The following is a 16772-nucleotide window of genomic DNA, read 5'->3' on the forward strand; positions in this document are numbered from 1 at the left end:
AATGAAAATTCTATACATTGGGGCAGCGATAATTGCTGCCCTTTTTATTTTGAAAATAATTCTTCAAATTGTCATATTAAAAAAGGCAAAAAAAAATGTTGGTGTAAAGCTCTCAGATATTTTGCCTGATTTCAGAGGGAAAGACTTTTTTGTATATCTTTATTCTCCATCGTGTACACCGTGTATTCGCTTAACCCCTCATATAAAAAATTTGATTTCTAAAGGTGTTAGAGGGAAGATGGTTGATGTGACTAAAAATATGGAAGTTGCAAGAAAATTAGGTATTATGGCAACTCCATCTGTTGTTATTGTGAAAGATGGGTATATTAAAGATATTTTAATGGGACTAATAAAGCCTGAAGATATTGAAAAACAATTAAATCAATGAAAATCATAACCTCTCATATAAACTTAGATTTTGATGGATACGCCGCTTGCTGTTTGTTATCTCTGTTTTTTAAAGATTACTCTATTGTTTTTCCCGGTTCCAAGGAAGACAAAGTCAATGATTTTGTAAAAAAAAACAAAGATTGGCTTCCTGAAGAAAAAAAGCTGTCTGAAATTAGAGAAAAGGAACTTAAATCTGCTGTTATTGTTGATACCTCTGCCTGTAACAGGTTAGGGGAATTGTGTGATAAAGTAAAAAAAGTTAGCAAAAACAAGCTGTTTGTTTTTGATCATCATGTCAAAAATGCCCAGAAAATGTTTTTAAATGCTGAAAATAATTTTATACGAAGAAGAGGTTCATCTACGTCAATTGTTGTTGATTTTCTAAAAGAAAACAATGTTGATATTCCAGAAAAGTTTGCGACTCTTGGAATTATTGGCATTTATGAAGATACAGATTTTCTCTCATTTGCAGAAACCACTCCTGAAGATATTGAGGCAGTTGCTTACCTTTTAAGATGCGGGGGGAATTTGACTGAGGTTGCAAGAGTGTTAAAGACTCCATTGAACAAAAAGCAGGTTGAGCTATTAAACAGAATTATTACAGAGATGGAAAGGTTAAGAATAAAGGGGAGAGATATTGCTATTGTGCAATTATCCCTTAACTCTTATTTTTCAGATGTGTCAACTGTTATTCATAGAGTTATGGAGTTAGAGGCTATTGAGTTATTTATAGCTATTATCCAGATGGAGAAAAAGATTTATCTTATAGTTAAAAACAACTACCGTGATATAGATTTGCAAATACTCTTTAAAAATATAGCAGGAGGGCATAAAAATGTAATCTCCAAAGTCTTTAAAGACAAAACAGTATTTGAAGTGAGAAATTTTGTAGAAGAGGTGCTTCAAAACATTCCTCCCTTAACAAGATGCGAGGATATACTTTCTGTTCCAATTGCAGTTTTAAGTGAAAATACAAGTGTTAAAGAAGCTTTTGATGTGTTTAACCGAACAAAAGTAAATTCTCTTCCGGTTGTTAATGAAATAGGGGATTACACTGGTTATATTTTAAGACAGGATATAGATTATGCAATTTCAAAGCAACTTGAAAGTTACCCTATTGCTCACTTTGCTATAAGGGATGTAATAAGGGTAAGTGCTGATGATGATATTGAAAGTGTAAAAAAACTGTTTCTTGAAAAGGGGATAAAACTTGTTTTTGTTGAAAAAAATGGAAAAGTTAAGGGAATAATAACCAGAACGGCTGCACTTAAACACTTTGCGGTTGTGAAAGATGTAGGTGGTGAAGTTTCAATAAATTTAAAGGACAGGTTAAAAGAAAACCTGCCCGACAATATTTATTCAATACTTGAAACAGCCTCAGATTTGGCAGAGGAAAAGGGTGTTGAATTGTATATTGTTGGCGGTTTTGTTAGGGATTTACTCTTAAAAAAGAAGAATTACGATCTTGATTTAGTTGTTTCGGAAGATGGAATGGAGTTTGGAAAAGCCCTTGCAAAAAAATTGGGTGGCAGGGTAAAGACTCATGAAAAATTTAATACAGCAGTTGTTATCTTGGAGAATGATTTAAGAGTAGATGTTGCCACTTTGAGGTTTGAGTATTATGAATTACCCGGTGATTTGCCCAAAGTTACCCCCGGAAATCTCTTTCATGACCTTTATCGAAGGGATTTTACAATTAATGCGATGGCAATTTGTTTAAATAGAAAAAGATTTGGTGATTTAATAGATTACTTTAACGGAAAAAGAGATTTAAAAGATAGAATTATAAGGGTATTGCATTCTTTAAGTTTTATAGATGACCCTACAAGAATTTTAAGAGCATTGCGGTTTAAGCACAGGTTCCAGTTTAAAATAGGTAAAACTACTGAAAGCTTAATGTTGTCTGCCGCTAATCTAAATATATTTGAAAGAATAACAGGGATAAGATACTTAAAAGAGTTTAAGCAATTGTTTGCTGAGAGAAATGCTTCTTTTATACTGGATGATTTTGAAAAGTATGGTTGTCTTAAATTTTTTGGAGATAAAATCTCTATTGACCACTACATTAAACAGATAGCGTTAAACATTGATTCAGTTTTAACCTGGTACAAGCTTTTGTATAAAAACTCTGCTGAAGATTGGCTATTGTATCTGATGGCGATATTGATTCATTCTAAAAGAGATGAAAGGCTTAAAATTGCTGAAAAGCTAACCCTTAAAAAAAGGGCAAAGAATATACTTTTGAATTACAAGGCTTTTTTAAGAGAATATTCAATCTTCGCAAAATGGCAGGATAGAAAATTGTCTGAGTATTATCACTTTTTCAAAGGGGTTGAAATAGAGATTCTTCTCTTTGCCATAGCATTTTTTGATGATGAAAAATACAGGAAGAATATAAGTCTCTACATAGACAAGTATATGGACTTTAAATTATATGTTAGTGGCAAAGATGTTATAAAGTTTGGTATCAAAGAGGGAAGAGAGATAAAGAAAATTCTTGATAGAGTGATTTCAGAGGCAATTGATTACCATATAACTTCAAAGAAAGAGCAAATTGAAATTTTAAATAGGGTAATTTCTTCTTTTAAACCCTGATTTGTTAATTAGTCTTTAAATTACCCTAAAATTTATCTATAATCTTTTAAAAGATGAGGGAGGTTCTATGACAGAAGAAAAATTACAGCAGGAAATAGGGAAAGAGTATGTTTTTCCTAAAAAAGATGATAACAAACCTGTTACCGAAGAAATTATAAAAAAATTACCTAAGGTTGAACTTCATTGTCATTTAGATGGCAGTATGCGTGTGGAGACAATTCTTGAAGAGGCTGAAAGACAAAAGGTTAAACTGCCTGCAGACAATCCAGATAAATTAAAAAAGATGGTGCAGCCAGGTTTTGATTGTAAAAGCCTTGTTGACTACCTTAAAGCGTTTGATATTACCTTAAGCGTTTTGCAGGAAGAAGAGGCGTTATACAGGGCTGCGTACGAATTGATTGAGGATGTTGCTAAAGAGAATGTTAAATACATTGAGGTAAGGTATTCCCCTATACTTCATCAAAAAAAAGGTTTAGGGCTTGTTGACATTTTAGAAGCTGTCTTACAGGGATTAAAACAGGGTGAGAGGGATTTTGGTGTTAAGTCTGGAGTTATAATATGTGGAATAAGAAACATAGACCCAAAGTACTCAATGAAATTGGCAGAACTTTCTGTTGCGTACAAAAACAAAGGGGTGGTAGCTTTTGACCTTGCTGGAGCAGAAGAAGATTACCCGGCAAAAGAGCATAGAGAGGCTTTCCAGCTTGTTTTGAAAAACAACCTTAATTCAACAACCCATGCAGGAGAGGCTTATGGCCCTGAATCTATCCATCAGGCAATACATTACTGTGGAGCTCACAGAATAGGACACGGCACAAGGCTGTTTGAAAATGGGGATTTATTAAATTATGTTAATGACCACAGGATTCCTTTGGAAATATGCATATCTTCAAATATTCAAACAAAGGCTGTTAAGAGGTTTGAAGACCATCCTGTAAGGCTTTACTATGATTTAGGTTTAAGAATAACCTTAAATACTGACAACAGGCTTGTGTCTGACACAACATTGACAAAAGAATTTATGATTGCCCACGAATACTATGGCTTTACCCTTGAAGAGATAAAAGACATTATTATTCAAAGTTTTAAATCTGCTTTTATCCCTTATCGGGAAAAAAGAGACATGCTCAGAAAAGTAATAAAAGAATTAGAAAAGTTTTAGTCTTTTAAAATATGCTATAATTTTATGAAAAATTTTTTTGTGGGAAACCACAAAACCAAAAGTGGGAGGTTGTTTTGAAAATCCACGAGTATCAAGCTAAGGCGATTTTAAGAGAGTTCGGAGTGCCTACTCCTAAGGGTGAAGTTGCCTTTACCCCTGAGGAGGCTAAGGCAATTGCGGAGAAGTTAGGCGGTGGCCTGTGCGTTATAAAAGCCCAGATACATGCCGGAGGAAGGGGAAAAGGTGGCGGAGTTAAATTAGCCAAAAACCCTGATGAGGCATATGAAATAGCAAAACAAATGATTGGTATGACCCTTGTTACCCACCAGACTGGACCAGAAGGTAAAAAGGTTCATAAAGTTCTTGTTGAGCAGGGATTAAACATTGAAAAGGAATTATATGTAGGTATTGTTGTCGACAGGGGAACAGGGAAACCTGTTGTAATGGCTTCAACTGAAGGTGGAGTTGAGATTGAAGAAGTTGCTGCTAAAACCCCTGAAAAGATTTTGAAAGAGTTTGTTGACCCCTCAATAGGTCTTGCTGCTTTTCAGGCAAGAAAGCTTGCGTATGGCTTAAACCTTACTGGCGATGTTGCCAAAAAAGCGGTTAAGTTTTTTATGGCGCTCTACAAAGCTTTTGAAGCAAAAGATGCGTCTCTTGCAGAAATTAATCCCCTTGTTATTACAAAAGAGGGAGATGTTCTTGCACTGGACGCAAAGATGAATTTTGATGATAACGCTTTGTTCAGACACCCTGAAATTGTTGAATTAAGGGATATTTCAGAGGAAAACGAATACGAAGTTGAAGCATCCAAGTATGATTTAAACTTTATTAAATTAGACGGTAATGTCGGTTGCATGGTAAACGGTGCTGGTCTTGCTATGGCAACAATGGATATTATTAAACTTGCTGGTGCTGAGCCTGCAAACTTTCTTGATGTAGGTGGTGCTGCTAATACTGAGAGGGTGTCAAACGCATTCAGACTTATCCTTTCAGACCCCAAGGTTGAGGCAGTTTTAATAAACATCTTTGGCGGAATTGTTAGGTGCGACATGGTTGCAGAGGGTATTGTCCAGGCAGCCAAGAATGTTGGTGTAAATGTTCCAATAGTTATAAGGCTTCAGGGTACAAACGCAGAACAGGGTGCTGAAATTCTTAAAAATTCAGGCCTTAACTTTGAAGTTGCAACAGGTTTGAAAGAGGCTGCCGAAAAGGTTGCCGCCATTGTTAACGGAAAGTAATGGAGGGATAAAATGGCTGTCCTTGTAAATAAAGATTCAAGAGTTTTGGTTCAGGGGATTACAGGTAAAGAGGGAAGATTCCACACTGCTCAGTGTATTGCTTATGGAACAAAGGTTGTTGCTGGTGTTACTCCAGGGAAGGCAGGAGAAACTGTTGAAGGAGTTCCAGTATTCAATACTGTTGCTGAAGCGAGAAAGCAAACTGGGGCAAATGTATCATTAATTTTTGTTCCCCCTGCATTTGCTGCAGACGCTATTATGGAAGCAGCTGATGCTGGAATGGAATTGATTGTTTGCATTACTGAGGGAATTCCTGTTCTTGATATGGTAAAGGTAAAAAATTATTTAAAGGATAAAACTTCAAGGCTTATAGGCCCAAACTGTCCTGGTATTATCACACCAGAAGAGGCAAAAATAGGCATTATGCCAGGTTTTATCCATAAAAAGGGTTCTATAGGTGTTGTTTCAAGAAGTGGAACCTTGACTTATGAGGCTGTTTATCAGTTAACAGAAAGAGGGCTTGGCCAGTCAACCTGTATTGGTATTGGTGGAGACCCTGTTAATGGTACAAACTTTGTTGATGCACTTAAACTCTTTCAGGAAGACCCTGAAACTGAAGGCATTGTAATGATAGGCGAAATCGGTGGAACAGCGGAAGAAGAGGCTGCTGAATATATAAAACAGCATGTAACAAAGCCTGTTGTCTCATTTATTGCAGGCCAGACAGCGCCTAAGGGCAAGAGAATGGGACATGCAGGGGCTATTATCGCAGGCGGTAAAGGAACAGCCAAAGAAAAGATGGAAGCACTTGCAAATGCAGGCGTCCATGTTGTAAAAAGCCCTGCAGAGATAGGCGAGACAATGCTGAAAGCATTGAAGAAATAAGGAGTTTAACAATGACAGGCGAAGATAGAAAAATAAATGAAGAGGCACTAAAAAGACGTAAAAAACCGAGTAAGGTTCACCACAGGGTTCATGTTTATGAAAATCTTTGCAAGGGATGCGGTATATGTGTTGCCGTATGCCCGACGGGGACATTGCAATTAGTAAACAACAAGTATTCTGTTTACGGCGTTGTTGCAAAGGTTGATGCAGAGGAATACTGCATAGGTTGCAAAACCTGTGAAATGAGATGCCCCGATTTTGCTATTCGTATAGACGAGGAGGAAACAAATGAGTAAAAGAAAAGGGGTATATACAGGAAACGAACTTATTGCTCTTGCGGCAATTGATGCAGGGTGCAGGTTTTATGCCGGTTACCCAATTACCCCATCATCAGAGATTATGGAGGTAATGTCCAAAGAGATGCCAAAGGTTGGTGGCGGTTTTATCCAGATGGAAGATGAAATTGCTTCAATGGCTGCTGCAATTGGTGCTGCATGGACAGGGGTAAAATCAATGACTGCATCTTCAGGTCCTGGAATTTCCTTAAAATCAGAAAACTTAGGTCTTGCTTGTATTACCGAAACTCCAGTGGTAATTGTTAACATTATGAGAGGTGGCCCGTCAACTGGATTCCCAACTGCACCAAGCCAATCTGATGTTATGCAGGCTAAATGGGGAACTCACGGAGACCACCCTGTTATTGCCCTTGTACCGGGTAATGCAAAGGAAATGTATTATGAAACAGTTAGGGCTTTCAATTTGGCAGAAAAATTCAGAACTCCTGTGTTTATATTAGGCGATGAAACATTAGGCCACATGAATACAATGGTTGAATTGCCAGACCCATCTGAGCTTGAGATTGTTGAAAGGGAAATATACCAGCCGAAAGAAGGTGAAAAATATAAACCCTTTGATATGAGCAAGGGAGATGTCCCTCCAATGGGTGCATTCTTTAGAGGTTACAGATTTCACCTTACAGGTTTGAACCACGATGAATACGGTTATCCTACAATTGACAAAGAGATGATAAGGAAACAGCAGGAAAGAATGATGAAAAAGGTTGAAAACCACGCTGATGAGATTGTTAAAAATGAGCTTTTTATGATGGATGACGCTGAATACATTATTTTTGCTTATGGTTCAACGGGAGCAGCTTCAAAACTTGCTGCAAAAAGGTTGAGAGAAAAGGGTAAAAAGGTGGGTGTATTCAGACCTATTACAATATGGCCATTCCCTGAAAAGCAGCTTGATGAGGTTATTGCGACAGGCAAGTACAAGGGAATTATGGTTGCAGAGGCAAACTTAGGGCAGATTATATTTGAAGTTGAAAGGGTAAACAAGGGAAGGCTTCCACTTAAAGACTTACTCAAGGTTGATGGAACACCTGTTTCACCTACGGATATTGTTACCCGTTTTGAGGAGGTATTCTAATGGCTGGTTATATAAATTACGAATATTACTTAAGGCAGGATTATAGAAACCTGCAATGGTGTCCTGGTTGTGGAGACGGTGCAATTTTGCAGGCATTTTTAAGGGCGGTTCATGAACTTGAAATATCTAAAGACGATGTGGCTGTTGTATCAGGTATTGGCTGTTCAGGCAGGATAAGCGGTTACATAGATTTCAACACAATGCACACAACCCACGGAAGGCCTGTTGCATTTGCAACAGGGATAAAGCTTGCTGCACCTGACAAGTATGTTGTCGTGTTTGGCGGTGACGGAGACCAGACAGCAATCGGTGGAAATCACTTTATCCACGCCTGTAGAAGAAACATTGATTTAACAATAATTGTTATCAACAACAATGTTTACGGAATGACAGGAGGACAGTACTCTCCAACAACACCTAATGGATTTAAAACTCAAACAACACCATACGGAAACTACGACAACCAGTTTGATATTGTTAAATTAGCAACTGGAGCAGGTGCCACCTATGTTGCAAGAGAAACAGTTTTAAAGCCTGTTATTTTAACAAAGTACATAAAAAAAGCATTGCAGCATAAGGGTTGCTCTGTGGTTGAGGTAATTTCAAACTGCCACATTAACCTTGGAAGAAGGAATAAGATGAAATCACCTCACGCATTGCTTGACTGGATAAAAGAGCATACCGTGCCTATGTCAAAGGCAAAGAAAATGAGCGAAGAAGAGTTAGTCGGCAAAGTTGTAACCGGTGAATTTGTTGAAATAGACAAGCCGGAATTTACCGAGCAGTATTATAAACTTTGTGAATCTTTAAAAGGGGAGTAAGGTATGTCTTTTCATTTTGAAGCAAGGTTTGGAGCAATAGGCGGTCAGGGTATTATTACAGCAGGTGCATTCCTTGCTACTGCCGCTATTATGCAGGGGCTTAACGCTGTTCAAAGCCCGACATATACATCCCAGGTTAGGGGAGGCCCCACAAAGGTTGATGTAATTATCAGTGAAGACGAGATTCTCTTTAACAAGGCAACAAAACTTGACCTGTTTTTAGCAACCGCACAGAGGCCATACGACCTCTATTACACAGATTTAAAGGATGATACCCTTGTTATTCTTGAAGAAAATTTAGTTAAAAATGTGAGAGATGACGGTAGAAAGATAATAAGGGTTCCTATAATTGAGCTTGCTGAAAAAGAGATTGGTTTAACTGTTACAACCTCTGTTATTGCAACAGGTATTGTTGTTGCTGTTACTGAAATTGTTAAGCCAGATTTAATGAAAGAGGCTATTTTAAGCAGGGTTCCAAAGGGGACTGAAGCAATCAACATTAAGGCTTTTGAGTTAGGTTACGAAGTAGGGAAAAAATATAGATAAGGAGTGGAATTAGAGATGGAAAGAACACTTGGGATTATTAAACCTGATGCCGTTTCAAAGGGTTATGCAGGAAAAATTCTGGCAATTATTGAGGAAAATGGATTTAACATTGTTGGTTTAAAAAAGATTAGGTTGACAAAGGAAAAGGCTGAAGGTTTTTACTATGTACACAAAGACAAGCCTTTCTTCAATTCTCTTACAGATTTTATGTCTGAAGGCCCAATTATTGTTATGGTGCTTGAAAAAGAAAATGCAATAGCAGATTGGAGAAAGTTAATGGGTGCAACAAACCCTGAAAACGCTGAGGAAGGCACATTGAGAAAGATGTTTGCGGAAAACATTGAGAGAAACGCAGTTCACGGGTCAGATTCTCCTGAATCCGCTAAATACGAAATCTCATACTTTTTCAACGCATTAGAGCTTGTCTAAAAGAATTTAACAAAAATTTGAATAATTTAAGGGAGGCAATTAAGCCTCCCTTTTTTATTTTCGTGTGCCGTTTAGTATTGGCAAATAATGTTTGAAAAACAGTGCAGTTTCAACTATCAGGAATAAAATTATTGAAACAGCAGGAAGTTTCAGGGAGAGAAGGCCTAACACAATTAAGAGAAAACTGTTTGAAATCCACATAAGTTTATTTTTTTCTAACTTCAAGTTTTTGTTTACAAATACAAAGGAGTAAAACGCTTTTATAAAAAAGTAAATATCAACGCTTACAGAGATTGAAATTGCAGGTTTCAGGTTTAATTTGTATAAAATAAAAAATGTTATAAAAAGCCCCAAAACACCAGCAAACTCAATATATGTTTGAATAGGTTTTTCATCCATAGAGTGAATAATGCTTCTAAACATAACAAAATAAAAGTAAAAGAAAACCCCAGGCGACATTATTTGAAGTATAAATATTGAAGGGTAAAACCTTTGAGGCAACCAACTTAAGATAAGAAATTTAGATAGAGAAAACACTAAAAACCCCCCTAATAAACCGACAAAAATTACTAAATCCTGAAAGGGGGAGAGTGATTGTTTCAATAATTTAAAATCCTTTTCTGCAACCTTTTCTGCAATTAATGGCATGAAAATAATGTTGAAAGCATAGGTTACAATCTCAACAATTCTTAATATCCTTGATGTAATTGTAAAGTCAGCAGCAACTGTATATGAGTAAAAGTAAGTTGCAAGCAAAACGCTTGCAGAAAGTGCAAGCCCTGAAAGAAAAACCGATATACTCCTTGGTATTGCAAAGTAAGAAATCTCTTTAAACCTGAATTTTCTCACAAAGTTTTCTTTTATAAGTTTTGCTAAAATAACCACAGGGATAAATTGAAAAAAGCCTATTAAAAAGGCTATTAAATGTATTGATGTTATTGTTTTGGTAATTATAAATATGGCAATAATTATGTTACCTAAAAAGTATGAAAAAAATTGTAAAAGGTTTGCCTTGGGTATCTCTTTCTTCCCCTGATAAAATGTATAAACAATCTTGTAAATTCCCATTGAAAAAAGAGAGAATACTGTTGCTAAAAACATTAAAAAATCGTTTTTCAGAAACCTGTCTGTTAAAAAGGTACCGAATAAAAACAATATTGCAGTGGAAAAAATGCTTGAGACAATAAACAGTACAACAACTGTTGAGAAAACCTCTTTTTGAGCTTCATTGTCTTTTGAGTAAGTGCCTAAATACCTTGCAAGGGCGATGTCAAATGCCATTGTGTATAAGACAAATAATACCTGAACAAGCCCTCTGAAATTTCCGTAAAGGCCAACATCTTCTTTTGGAAATATGTGTGCAATTGAGCCAATAAGAACAAAAAATGATAATGCCACCAGCACCTGAAGGATTGAGAGGTAAACAACATTTTTTTTGAAAAAGCTGTCGAATAAACTCATGGCATAATTATACATAAAATACTTTGATTTTTTTAATTTGCTATAATTTATATTGAAAAAGCTGGAGGGGGATTGTATGGACGACAAAATAAATATTTTAAAGGAAAACATACTTTTTAAGGATTTAGATGATGAAAACCTTGAATATATTGCTTCATTTTTTGAGTGGGAAGAGTATAAAAAAGGTGAATACCTTTTTTTTGAAAATGCTCCCAGAAAAAAGTTTTTTATAATTGTTGATGGAGAGGTTGAGATTACAAAAAATCAGCCGGCAGGTGAAAAGAGATTAACAAGGCTTGCTTCAGGGGATTTTCTTGGAGAGGGAATTTTTCTTGATGATTATCAGCATACTGTAAACGCAAGAGCAGTGACAGATGTTAAAATTCTTAGTTTTTATGTTGATAAACTCAATGTTTTAAAGAGAGAAAAACCCTTTATCTATTATTTTATGATGAAGGGAATATCAAAATTGTTATCAAAAAGGTTAAAGTATTCAATCTCTGTTATAGCCGGGAAAGATGATTTCTATACAGGTGGCAAATATAGGGTTGAACATGATTTGTTGGGGGAAAGGGCTGTCCCTGATTGTGCATACTATGGGATTCAAACATTAAGGGCTATAGAAAATTTTCCGATAACAGGAATCCCTATTTCCCATTTTCCTAATTTAATAAAAGCACTTGCAATGGTAAAAAAGGCTGCTGCTATTGCCAATAAAAAATTAGGATTTTTAGAAGAAGAAAAAGCAGATGCAATTGTTAAGGCATGTGATGAGATAATTGATGGTGCTTTGCATAATCATTTTGTGGTTGATGTTATACAGGGTGGGGCGGGCACCTCAACAAATATGAATGCAAACGAGGTTATAGCAAACAGGGCTCTTGAGATTTTAGGATACAAAAAGGGGCAGTATGAAATAATCCATCCAAACAACCATGTAAATCTGTCTCAGTCGACAAATGACGCTTATCCAACTGCAATTAAATTAGGGCTAATTTTCTCAATTGAAAGCCTTGAAGTGGCATTAAACCACCTTGCAAATGCCTTCAGGGTTAAAGAGCAGGAATTTGCAGATGTAATAAAGATGGGAAGAACCCAGCTTCAGGATGCTGTACCAATGACTTTGGGACAGGAATTTGGAGCATATGCCACAATGCTTGAAGAGGATTTAAAAACAATTCATGCAACAAAAGATATGTTAACTGAAATAAACATGGGGGGTACTGCTATTGGCACTGGAATAAATGCAGACCCAGATTATCCTCCACTTGTTGTGGAAGAATTAAGAAAAATTTCTGGATTTGATTTTAAGCTTTCAGAAAACCTTGTTGAAGCAACTCAGGATACAGGTGTATTTGTTCATCTCTCAGGTGTATTTAAAAGACTTGCTGTGAAACTTTCCAAGATTTCAAATGATTTAAGGCTTCTTTCTTCTGGCCCGAGAGCAGGATTACACGAAATAAACCTTCCAGCAGTCCAGCCTGGTTCTTCAATAATGCCAGGTAAGGTAAACCCTGTTATACCTGAAGTTGTCAACCAGGTGGCCTTCCAGGTTATAGGTAACGACCTTGCTATTACCTTCGGGGCTGAAGCTGGGCAGCTTGAATTGAATGTAATGGAACCTGTTATATCCTTCAACCTTTTTCAGTCAATAGATATTATGAGAAATGCTATGATTACTTTGGCAGATAAATGTGTAATAGGGATTACTGCAAATAGGGAAGTGTGCAGGAAATATGTTGAAAATAGTATTGGTATTGTAACTGCATTGAACCCATACATCGGCTATGAAAACTCAAGCGCAATTGCAAAAGAGGCTTTGAAAACTGGAAAGAGTGTTTATGAACTTGTTCTTGAAAAAGGCTTGTTAACGAAGGAAGAACTTGATAAAATACTTTCACCTGAAGAGATGGTAAAACCAAGGCATTTAAGAAAAAAGCGTTAAAACCTTACACAACGATTGGCAGGTGCATTAGCACCTGCTTTTTTTATCTCAACTTTTTTAAAAAGTTATCGTAAAATTTATTGTTAAATAAAATGCGGGGGTTGATAAATGATTAAAAAAATTGGTTTTTTTTGTGCGTTGTTGCTATTTTTTCTACCCTCTTTTTCCATGTCGGAGAAAGAGTTTGAGAAGAATCTAACTATTTACAAGCTTGACAACGGGCTTACCTTTCTTCTCTATGAAAGACACGATGCACCTGTTGTTTCTTTTCATACTTATGTTGATGTTGGTTCAGTAAATGAAACCTATGGTATAACAGGTATTTCCCATATGCTTGAGCATATGGCTTTCAAAGGGACAACCACAGTTGGTGCAAAAGACCTTAAAAAAGAGTTAAAGCTTTTAAATGAAATTGACAAACTTTTTGAAAAGCTTTATTACCTTGAAGACAACAATGGTAGCAAAGAAGAAATTGCTAAACTAAAAAAAGAGATTGCAAGGCTTCAAAAAGAGGCTGAAAATGCTGCAAATATAGGTGAGTTTGACAGAATTGTAACTCAAGCAGGAAGCCCCGACTTAAATGCTTTTACAACCTGTGACGCTACTCAATATCACTACTCTTTGCCTTCCAATAAAATAGAATTATTCTGTTTTCTTGAATCTGATAGGTTTATGAACCCGGTTTTCAGGCAGTTTTACAAAGAAAGAAATGTTGTTGCTGAAGAGAGAAGAATGAGAACAGAATCAAATCCATTTGGTAAACTCTTAGAAGAATTTCAGGCTCTATGTTATAAATACCACCCTTATCAGATTCCGACTATTGGGGCAATGTCTGACATTCAAAGGTATACAAGGAAAAAAGTTGCAAATTACTTTAAAAAATACTATGGCCCTCAAACAATGACAATTGCTATTGTAGGTGATTTTGATACTGAAAAGATTAAGCCAATGCTTAAAGAGTACTTTGGAAGGTTGCCTGTTGGTGAAAAACCTGCAAAGATTGTTACAAAAGAACCTGAACAAACCGCAGTTAGAAAAGTTATTTTAAGAGAAAAGAGCCAGCCTGTTTACCTTGTTGGCTATCACAGGCCTTCTGCAAAAGACAGAAAGGCGGATGTTGCTTTCAAGGCAATAGCCCAGATCTTAGGTAATGGAAGGACATCAAGGCTATATGAAAGGCTTGTAAAAAAAGAGAGAAGAGCTGCCTATGTTGGCTGTTTTAACGGCTGGCCTGGGGATAAATATCCCTCAATGTTTTTAATCTATGCTATTCCAACACCAGGCACATCACTTGACCAGATTGCAAAAGAGATAGATGAAGAGATTGAAAGATTGAAAACAGAGCCTATCAAAGAAGAAGAATTAAAGAAGGTAAAGTCTCAGGCTAAGGCAGACTTGATTTACGAACTTGATTCAAATCCTGGAATTGCAATGCTTCTAACAAATTACTATGTGAAGCTTGGAGACTGGAGAGAGATATTTAGAGAAGTTGATATGATTGAGAAACTTACTCCAGTTGAAATACAGGAATATGCTAAAAAGTATTTAAGGCAAAATGGTAAAAATATCGGTGAAATTATTCCCGATTTTAAATAAGGGGTGAATTATGAGAAAGATAAGCTTAATAATAATCTTTGCACTATTTTCAATATACTCTTTTTCCATTGTTAAAAATTACAAGGAGATAAAGTATCCTCCTTTAAAGGTACCTGAAAAGGTTACACCTGAAAAGATAGAACTCAATAATGGCTTGACAGTTTTAATCCTTGAAGACCACGAACTTCCTGTTGTAAGCGGTGAAATTATGTTTCATGCAGGTAGTGTTTGTGACCCTGATGGCAAGGAAGGATTAAGCGAGTTGTTTTCAAATGTGTTAAGAACAGGTGGTAATTCTTTAATGAATGGGGATGAAATGGATGAATTCCTTGAAGGCACGGCTTCAAGCATTGAGGCATCATCGGACGATACATCTATTTCAGTCTCCTTTGATTGCTTGAAGGAAAACTTCCCAAAGGTTTTTGACCTTTTTGTAGCCACATTAACAAGTCCTGAATTTGAACAGCAGAAGATTGAAATTGCAAAAGCGCAGATGAAAGCAATGATTGTAAGGAGAAACGATGACCCTAAGGCAATTGCAAGAAGGGTGTTTTCAAGAAGGATATATGGATTAACTTCCCCATTCTCAAAACAGGCTGAACTTGCAACTGTAAGTGCAATAACAAGGGAAGATTTAATAGCTTACAGAGAAAAATATTTCTGTGGCAAAAACGCGGTAATGTATATTTATGGGGATTTTAATGCAAAAGAGGTAAAGAAACTTTTAAAAGATAAACTTGCAAAATCCCTTAAAACTGGAGAAAAGGCTCAACTTCCTTCTAAAATAAAGCCTGAAAAAAGTGGTATTTATTTTGTCCAGAGGGAAGGGGTTACACAGTCTAACATTGTATTTGGTAACCTTGTAAAGATGAAGAAAGACAATCCAGATTACCCTGCCGCAGTTATATTTTCAAGGATTTTAGGGGGTGGGTTTTCATCAAGGTTTATGAAAACTATAAGAAGGGATATGGGACTTTCTTACTCTCCTCACGCGTACATTTATGCCCCTTATAATTACTATGGCTTCTTTATGGGTGCAATTAACACAAGGCTAAACGCAACTGGAAAGGTTATAGAAACTGCCCTCTCAATAATTAAAGACATCCAGGAAAACGGAGTAACAGAAGAGGAATTAAAACAGGTAAAAGATGAATTCTTAAACTCATATGTTTTCCAGTTCGACAGCAAAGAAAAGCAGATTGCCAAAGTGGCTTACTACACATTCTATGGTTATCCCGTTGATTTTAACGAAAGATTCTTCAATGCGGTAAAAAAGGTTACAAATGAGGATATAAAAAGGGTGGCAAACAAATACATTGATTTAAATAATCTGACAATAGCCGTTGTTGGGGACTCTTCAAAGTTTGATATGCCTTTGACAAAGTTTGGCAAGGTTTACCCTGTTGATGTGACAATTCCTGGGTTGAAAGAAATGCAGATGAAAAGAATGCAGATGATGAAAATGATGAAGGAAAAAATGAAGAAAAAGGGTGAAAAAGTAAAGAAACATAAGGTACTTAAAAAGAAAAAAATGGAGAAAATAAAGCAAAAAACAAGCTCTAAATAAAATTAGCCCCGAGAAATCGGGGCTTTTTTAGTATAATTGAGTTTATGAAAGATAAGAGTTTTTTGGATTTACCTAAATTGTTACTAATTGTTTATATTGTTTTGTTTGTTGTTTGCGCGATTAATCCAGTTGACAGAAAAGTCTGGTTTTTTGAAAATATCACAGTTTTAATTGTTGTTGTTCCCCTTGTTTTAACATATAAGAAATTCAGATTCTCAAATACAGCTTATATTCTAATGTTTGTCTGGATTGTAATGCACACAATAGGTGGTCATTATGTATTTAAAAATGTGCCGTTTGATTTTGTTAACAATTTATTTGGATGGGAGAGAAACAATTACGACAGGGTGGCACATTTCTCTGTCGGCTTTTACGCCTTTGCCATTGCAGAATTACTTGATAGAAAAAAACTTGTTAACTCAAAAATTGTCCTTTTTCTATTCCCTATTTTTGCAATATTTACAGTTGCTTCTGTGTACGAAATAATTGAATGGATTGCCGCAGGAAATTTAAGCCCCAAAGAAGCACTATACTATGTTAGTGCTCAGGGGGATATCTGGGATGCACAGAAGGACATGCTATGCGATGGTTTGGGAGCGATTCTTGCAACATGTTTTTATTTTTTGCAAAAAAGGTTGTTTTAAAAAAGCAATTAGCCTATTTTTTTAATTTTTTTTCTTTATTATGTTAGCACCTAAACTTT

Annotated in this window: 15 protein-coding genes; 14 read left to right on the forward strand and 1 reads right to left on the reverse strand. The window is 36.1% G+C overall.

Annotated elements, in window-relative coordinates; translation table 11 throughout:
- The first annotated feature begins 1 nt into the window (after position 1).
- The 10 genes from TTHT_RS01130 to ndk all read left to right on the forward strand — a co-directional run bounded on the left by TTHT_RS01130 (position 2) and on the right by ndk (position 9500).
- Positions 2-388, forward strand: a complete 387-nt coding sequence (locus TTHT_RS01130; protein ID WP_201328203.1) for a thioredoxin family protein — start codon at positions 2-4, stop codon at positions 386-388.
- Positions 385-2985 carry a CBS domain-containing protein gene (locus tag TTHT_RS01135; protein WP_201328204.1) on the forward strand — a complete coding sequence of 867 codons (2601 nt, stop codon included), beginning with the start codon at positions 385-387 and terminating at the stop codon, positions 2983-2985. The genes TTHT_RS01130 and TTHT_RS01135 overlap by 4 nt, the downstream gene beginning before the upstream one ends.
- A 67-nt stretch (positions 2986-3052) precedes the next feature.
- Positions 3053-4147: an adenosine deaminase gene (gene add, locus TTHT_RS01140; RefSeq protein WP_201328205.1), complete on the forward strand. Its 1095-nt coding sequence runs from the start codon at positions 3053-3055 to the stop codon at positions 4145-4147.
- 74 nt (positions 4148-4221) lie between these two features.
- Positions 4222-5388 (forward strand): ADP-forming succinate--CoA ligase subunit beta, encoded by a 1167-nt coding sequence (gene sucC, locus TTHT_RS01145; RefSeq protein WP_201328206.1) that lies wholly within the window; start codon positions 4222-4224, stop codon positions 5386-5388.
- Positions 5389-5400: 12 nt separating this feature from the next.
- Positions 5401-6273 (forward strand): succinate--CoA ligase subunit alpha, encoded by an 873-nt coding sequence (gene sucD / locus TTHT_RS01150; RefSeq protein ID WP_201328207.1) that lies wholly within the window; start codon positions 5401-5403, stop codon positions 6271-6273.
- An 11-nt stretch (positions 6274-6284) separates the two neighbouring features.
- Positions 6285-6569, forward strand: coding sequence for a 4Fe-4S binding protein (locus tag TTHT_RS01155; protein WP_201328208.1), 285 nt, complete (start codon positions 6285-6287; stop codon positions 6567-6569).
- Positions 6562-7704 (forward strand): 2-oxoacid:acceptor oxidoreductase subunit alpha, encoded by a 1143-nt coding sequence (locus tag TTHT_RS01160; protein ID WP_201328209.1) that lies wholly within the window; start codon positions 6562-6564, stop codon positions 7702-7704. Before TTHT_RS01155 ends, TTHT_RS01160 begins: the two co-directional genes overlap by 8 nt.
- Positions 7704-8525, forward strand: coding sequence for a 2-oxoacid:ferredoxin oxidoreductase subunit beta (locus tag TTHT_RS01165; protein WP_201328210.1), 822 nt, complete (start codon positions 7704-7706; stop codon positions 8523-8525). Before TTHT_RS01160 ends, TTHT_RS01165 begins: the two co-directional genes overlap by 1 nt.
- A 3-nt stretch (positions 8526-8528) precedes the next feature.
- The gene (locus TTHT_RS01170) at positions 8529-9071 is read left to right on the forward strand and encodes a 2-oxoacid:acceptor oxidoreductase family protein (protein WP_201328211.1); all 543 of its coding nucleotides are present in this window, start codon (positions 8529-8531) and stop codon (positions 9069-9071) included.
- A gap of 15 nt (positions 9072-9086) precedes the next feature.
- Positions 9087-9500: a nucleoside-diphosphate kinase gene (ndk, locus tag TTHT_RS01175; protein WP_201328212.1), complete on the forward strand. Its 414-nt coding sequence runs from the start codon at positions 9087-9089 to the stop codon at positions 9498-9500.
- 54 nt (positions 9501-9554) lie between these two features.
- On the opposite strand, the gene TTHT_RS01180 is transcribed toward ndk, so the two are convergent.
- Positions 9555-10976: a lipopolysaccharide biosynthesis protein gene (locus TTHT_RS01180; RefSeq protein ID WP_201328213.1), complete on the reverse strand. Its 1422-nt coding sequence runs from the start codon at positions 10974-10976 to the stop codon at positions 9555-9557.
- Between the two features lie 61 nt (positions 10977-11037).
- Here TTHT_RS01180 and aspA point away from each other — a divergent pair, with 61 nt between their 5' ends.
- The 4 genes from aspA (at position 11038) to TTHT_RS01200 (ending at position 16713) form a co-directional block, all read left to right on the forward strand.
- Positions 11038-12906: an aspartate ammonia-lyase gene (aspA, locus tag TTHT_RS01185; protein WP_201328214.1), complete on the forward strand. Its 1869-nt coding sequence runs from the start codon at positions 11038-11040 to the stop codon at positions 12904-12906.
- Between the two features lie 108 nt (positions 12907-13014).
- Complete coding sequence (locus TTHT_RS01190) at positions 13015-14502, forward strand: M16 family metallopeptidase (protein ID WP_201328215.1); 1488 nt, start codon at positions 13015-13017, stop codon at positions 14500-14502.
- A 10-nt stretch (positions 14503-14512) separates the two neighbouring features.
- The gene (locus tag TTHT_RS01195; RefSeq protein ID WP_201328216.1) at positions 14513-16069 is read left to right on the forward strand and encodes a M16 family metallopeptidase; all 1557 of its coding nucleotides are present in this window, start codon (positions 14513-14515) and stop codon (positions 16067-16069) included.
- A 44-nt stretch (positions 16070-16113) separates the two neighbouring features.
- Positions 16114-16713, forward strand: coding sequence for a DUF2238 domain-containing protein (locus TTHT_RS01200; RefSeq protein ID WP_201328217.1), 600 nt, complete (start codon positions 16114-16116; stop codon positions 16711-16713).
- Positions 16714-16772: the final 59 nt, after the last annotated feature.

This window comes from Thermotomaculum hydrothermale, from assembly GCF_016592575.1.
Taxonomy (GTDB): domain Bacteria; phylum Acidobacteriota; class Holophagae; order Thermotomaculales; family Thermotomaculaceae; genus Thermotomaculum; species Thermotomaculum hydrothermale.

What these genes read in the sequence shown, in the direction of transcription:
- TTHT_RS01130 (WP_201328203.1), top strand. Translation starts at nt 2, where the DNA reads ATGAAAATTCTATACATTGGGGCAGCGATAATTGCTGCCCTTTTTATT.
- TTHT_RS01135 (WP_201328204.1), top strand. Translation starts at nt 385, where the DNA reads ATGAAAATCATAACCTCTCATATAAACTTAGATTTTGATGGATACGCC.
- add (WP_201328205.1), top strand. Translation starts at nt 3,053, where the DNA reads ATGACAGAAGAAAAATTACAGCAGGAAATAGGGAAAGAGTATGTTTTT.
- sucD (WP_201328207.1), top strand. Translation starts at nt 5,401, where the DNA reads ATGGCTGTCCTTGTAAATAAAGATTCAAGAGTTTTGGTTCAGGGGATT.
- TTHT_RS01155 (WP_201328208.1), top strand. Translation starts at nt 6,285, where the DNA reads ATGACAGGCGAAGATAGAAAAATAAATGAAGAGGCACTAAAAAGACGT.
- TTHT_RS01160 (WP_201328209.1), top strand. Translation starts at nt 6,562, where the DNA reads ATGAGTAAAAGAAAAGGGGTATATACAGGAAACGAACTTATTGCTCTT.
- TTHT_RS01165 (WP_201328210.1), top strand. Translation starts at nt 7,704, where the DNA reads ATGGCTGGTTATATAAATTACGAATATTACTTAAGGCAGGATTATAGA.
- TTHT_RS01170 (WP_201328211.1), top strand. Translation starts at nt 8,529, where the DNA reads ATGTCTTTTCATTTTGAAGCAAGGTTTGGAGCAATAGGCGGTCAGGGT.
- ndk (WP_201328212.1), top strand. Translation starts at nt 9,087, where the DNA reads ATGGAAAGAACACTTGGGATTATTAAACCTGATGCCGTTTCAAAGGGT.
- TTHT_RS01180 (WP_201328213.1), bottom strand. Translation starts at nt 10,976, where the DNA reads ATGTATAATTATGCCATGAGTTTATTCGACAGCTTTTTCAAAAAAAAT.
- aspA (WP_201328214.1), top strand. Translation starts at nt 11,038, where the DNA reads ATGGACGACAAAATAAATATTTTAAAGGAAAACATACTTTTTAAGGAT.
- TTHT_RS01190 (WP_201328215.1), top strand. Translation starts at nt 13,015, where the DNA reads ATGATTAAAAAAATTGGTTTTTTTTGTGCGTTGTTGCTATTTTTTCTA.
- TTHT_RS01195 (WP_201328216.1), top strand. Translation starts at nt 14,513, where the DNA reads ATGAGAAAGATAAGCTTAATAATAATCTTTGCACTATTTTCAATATAC.
- TTHT_RS01200 (WP_201328217.1), top strand. Translation starts at nt 16,114, where the DNA reads ATGAAAGATAAGAGTTTTTTGGATTTACCTAAATTGTTACTAATTGTT.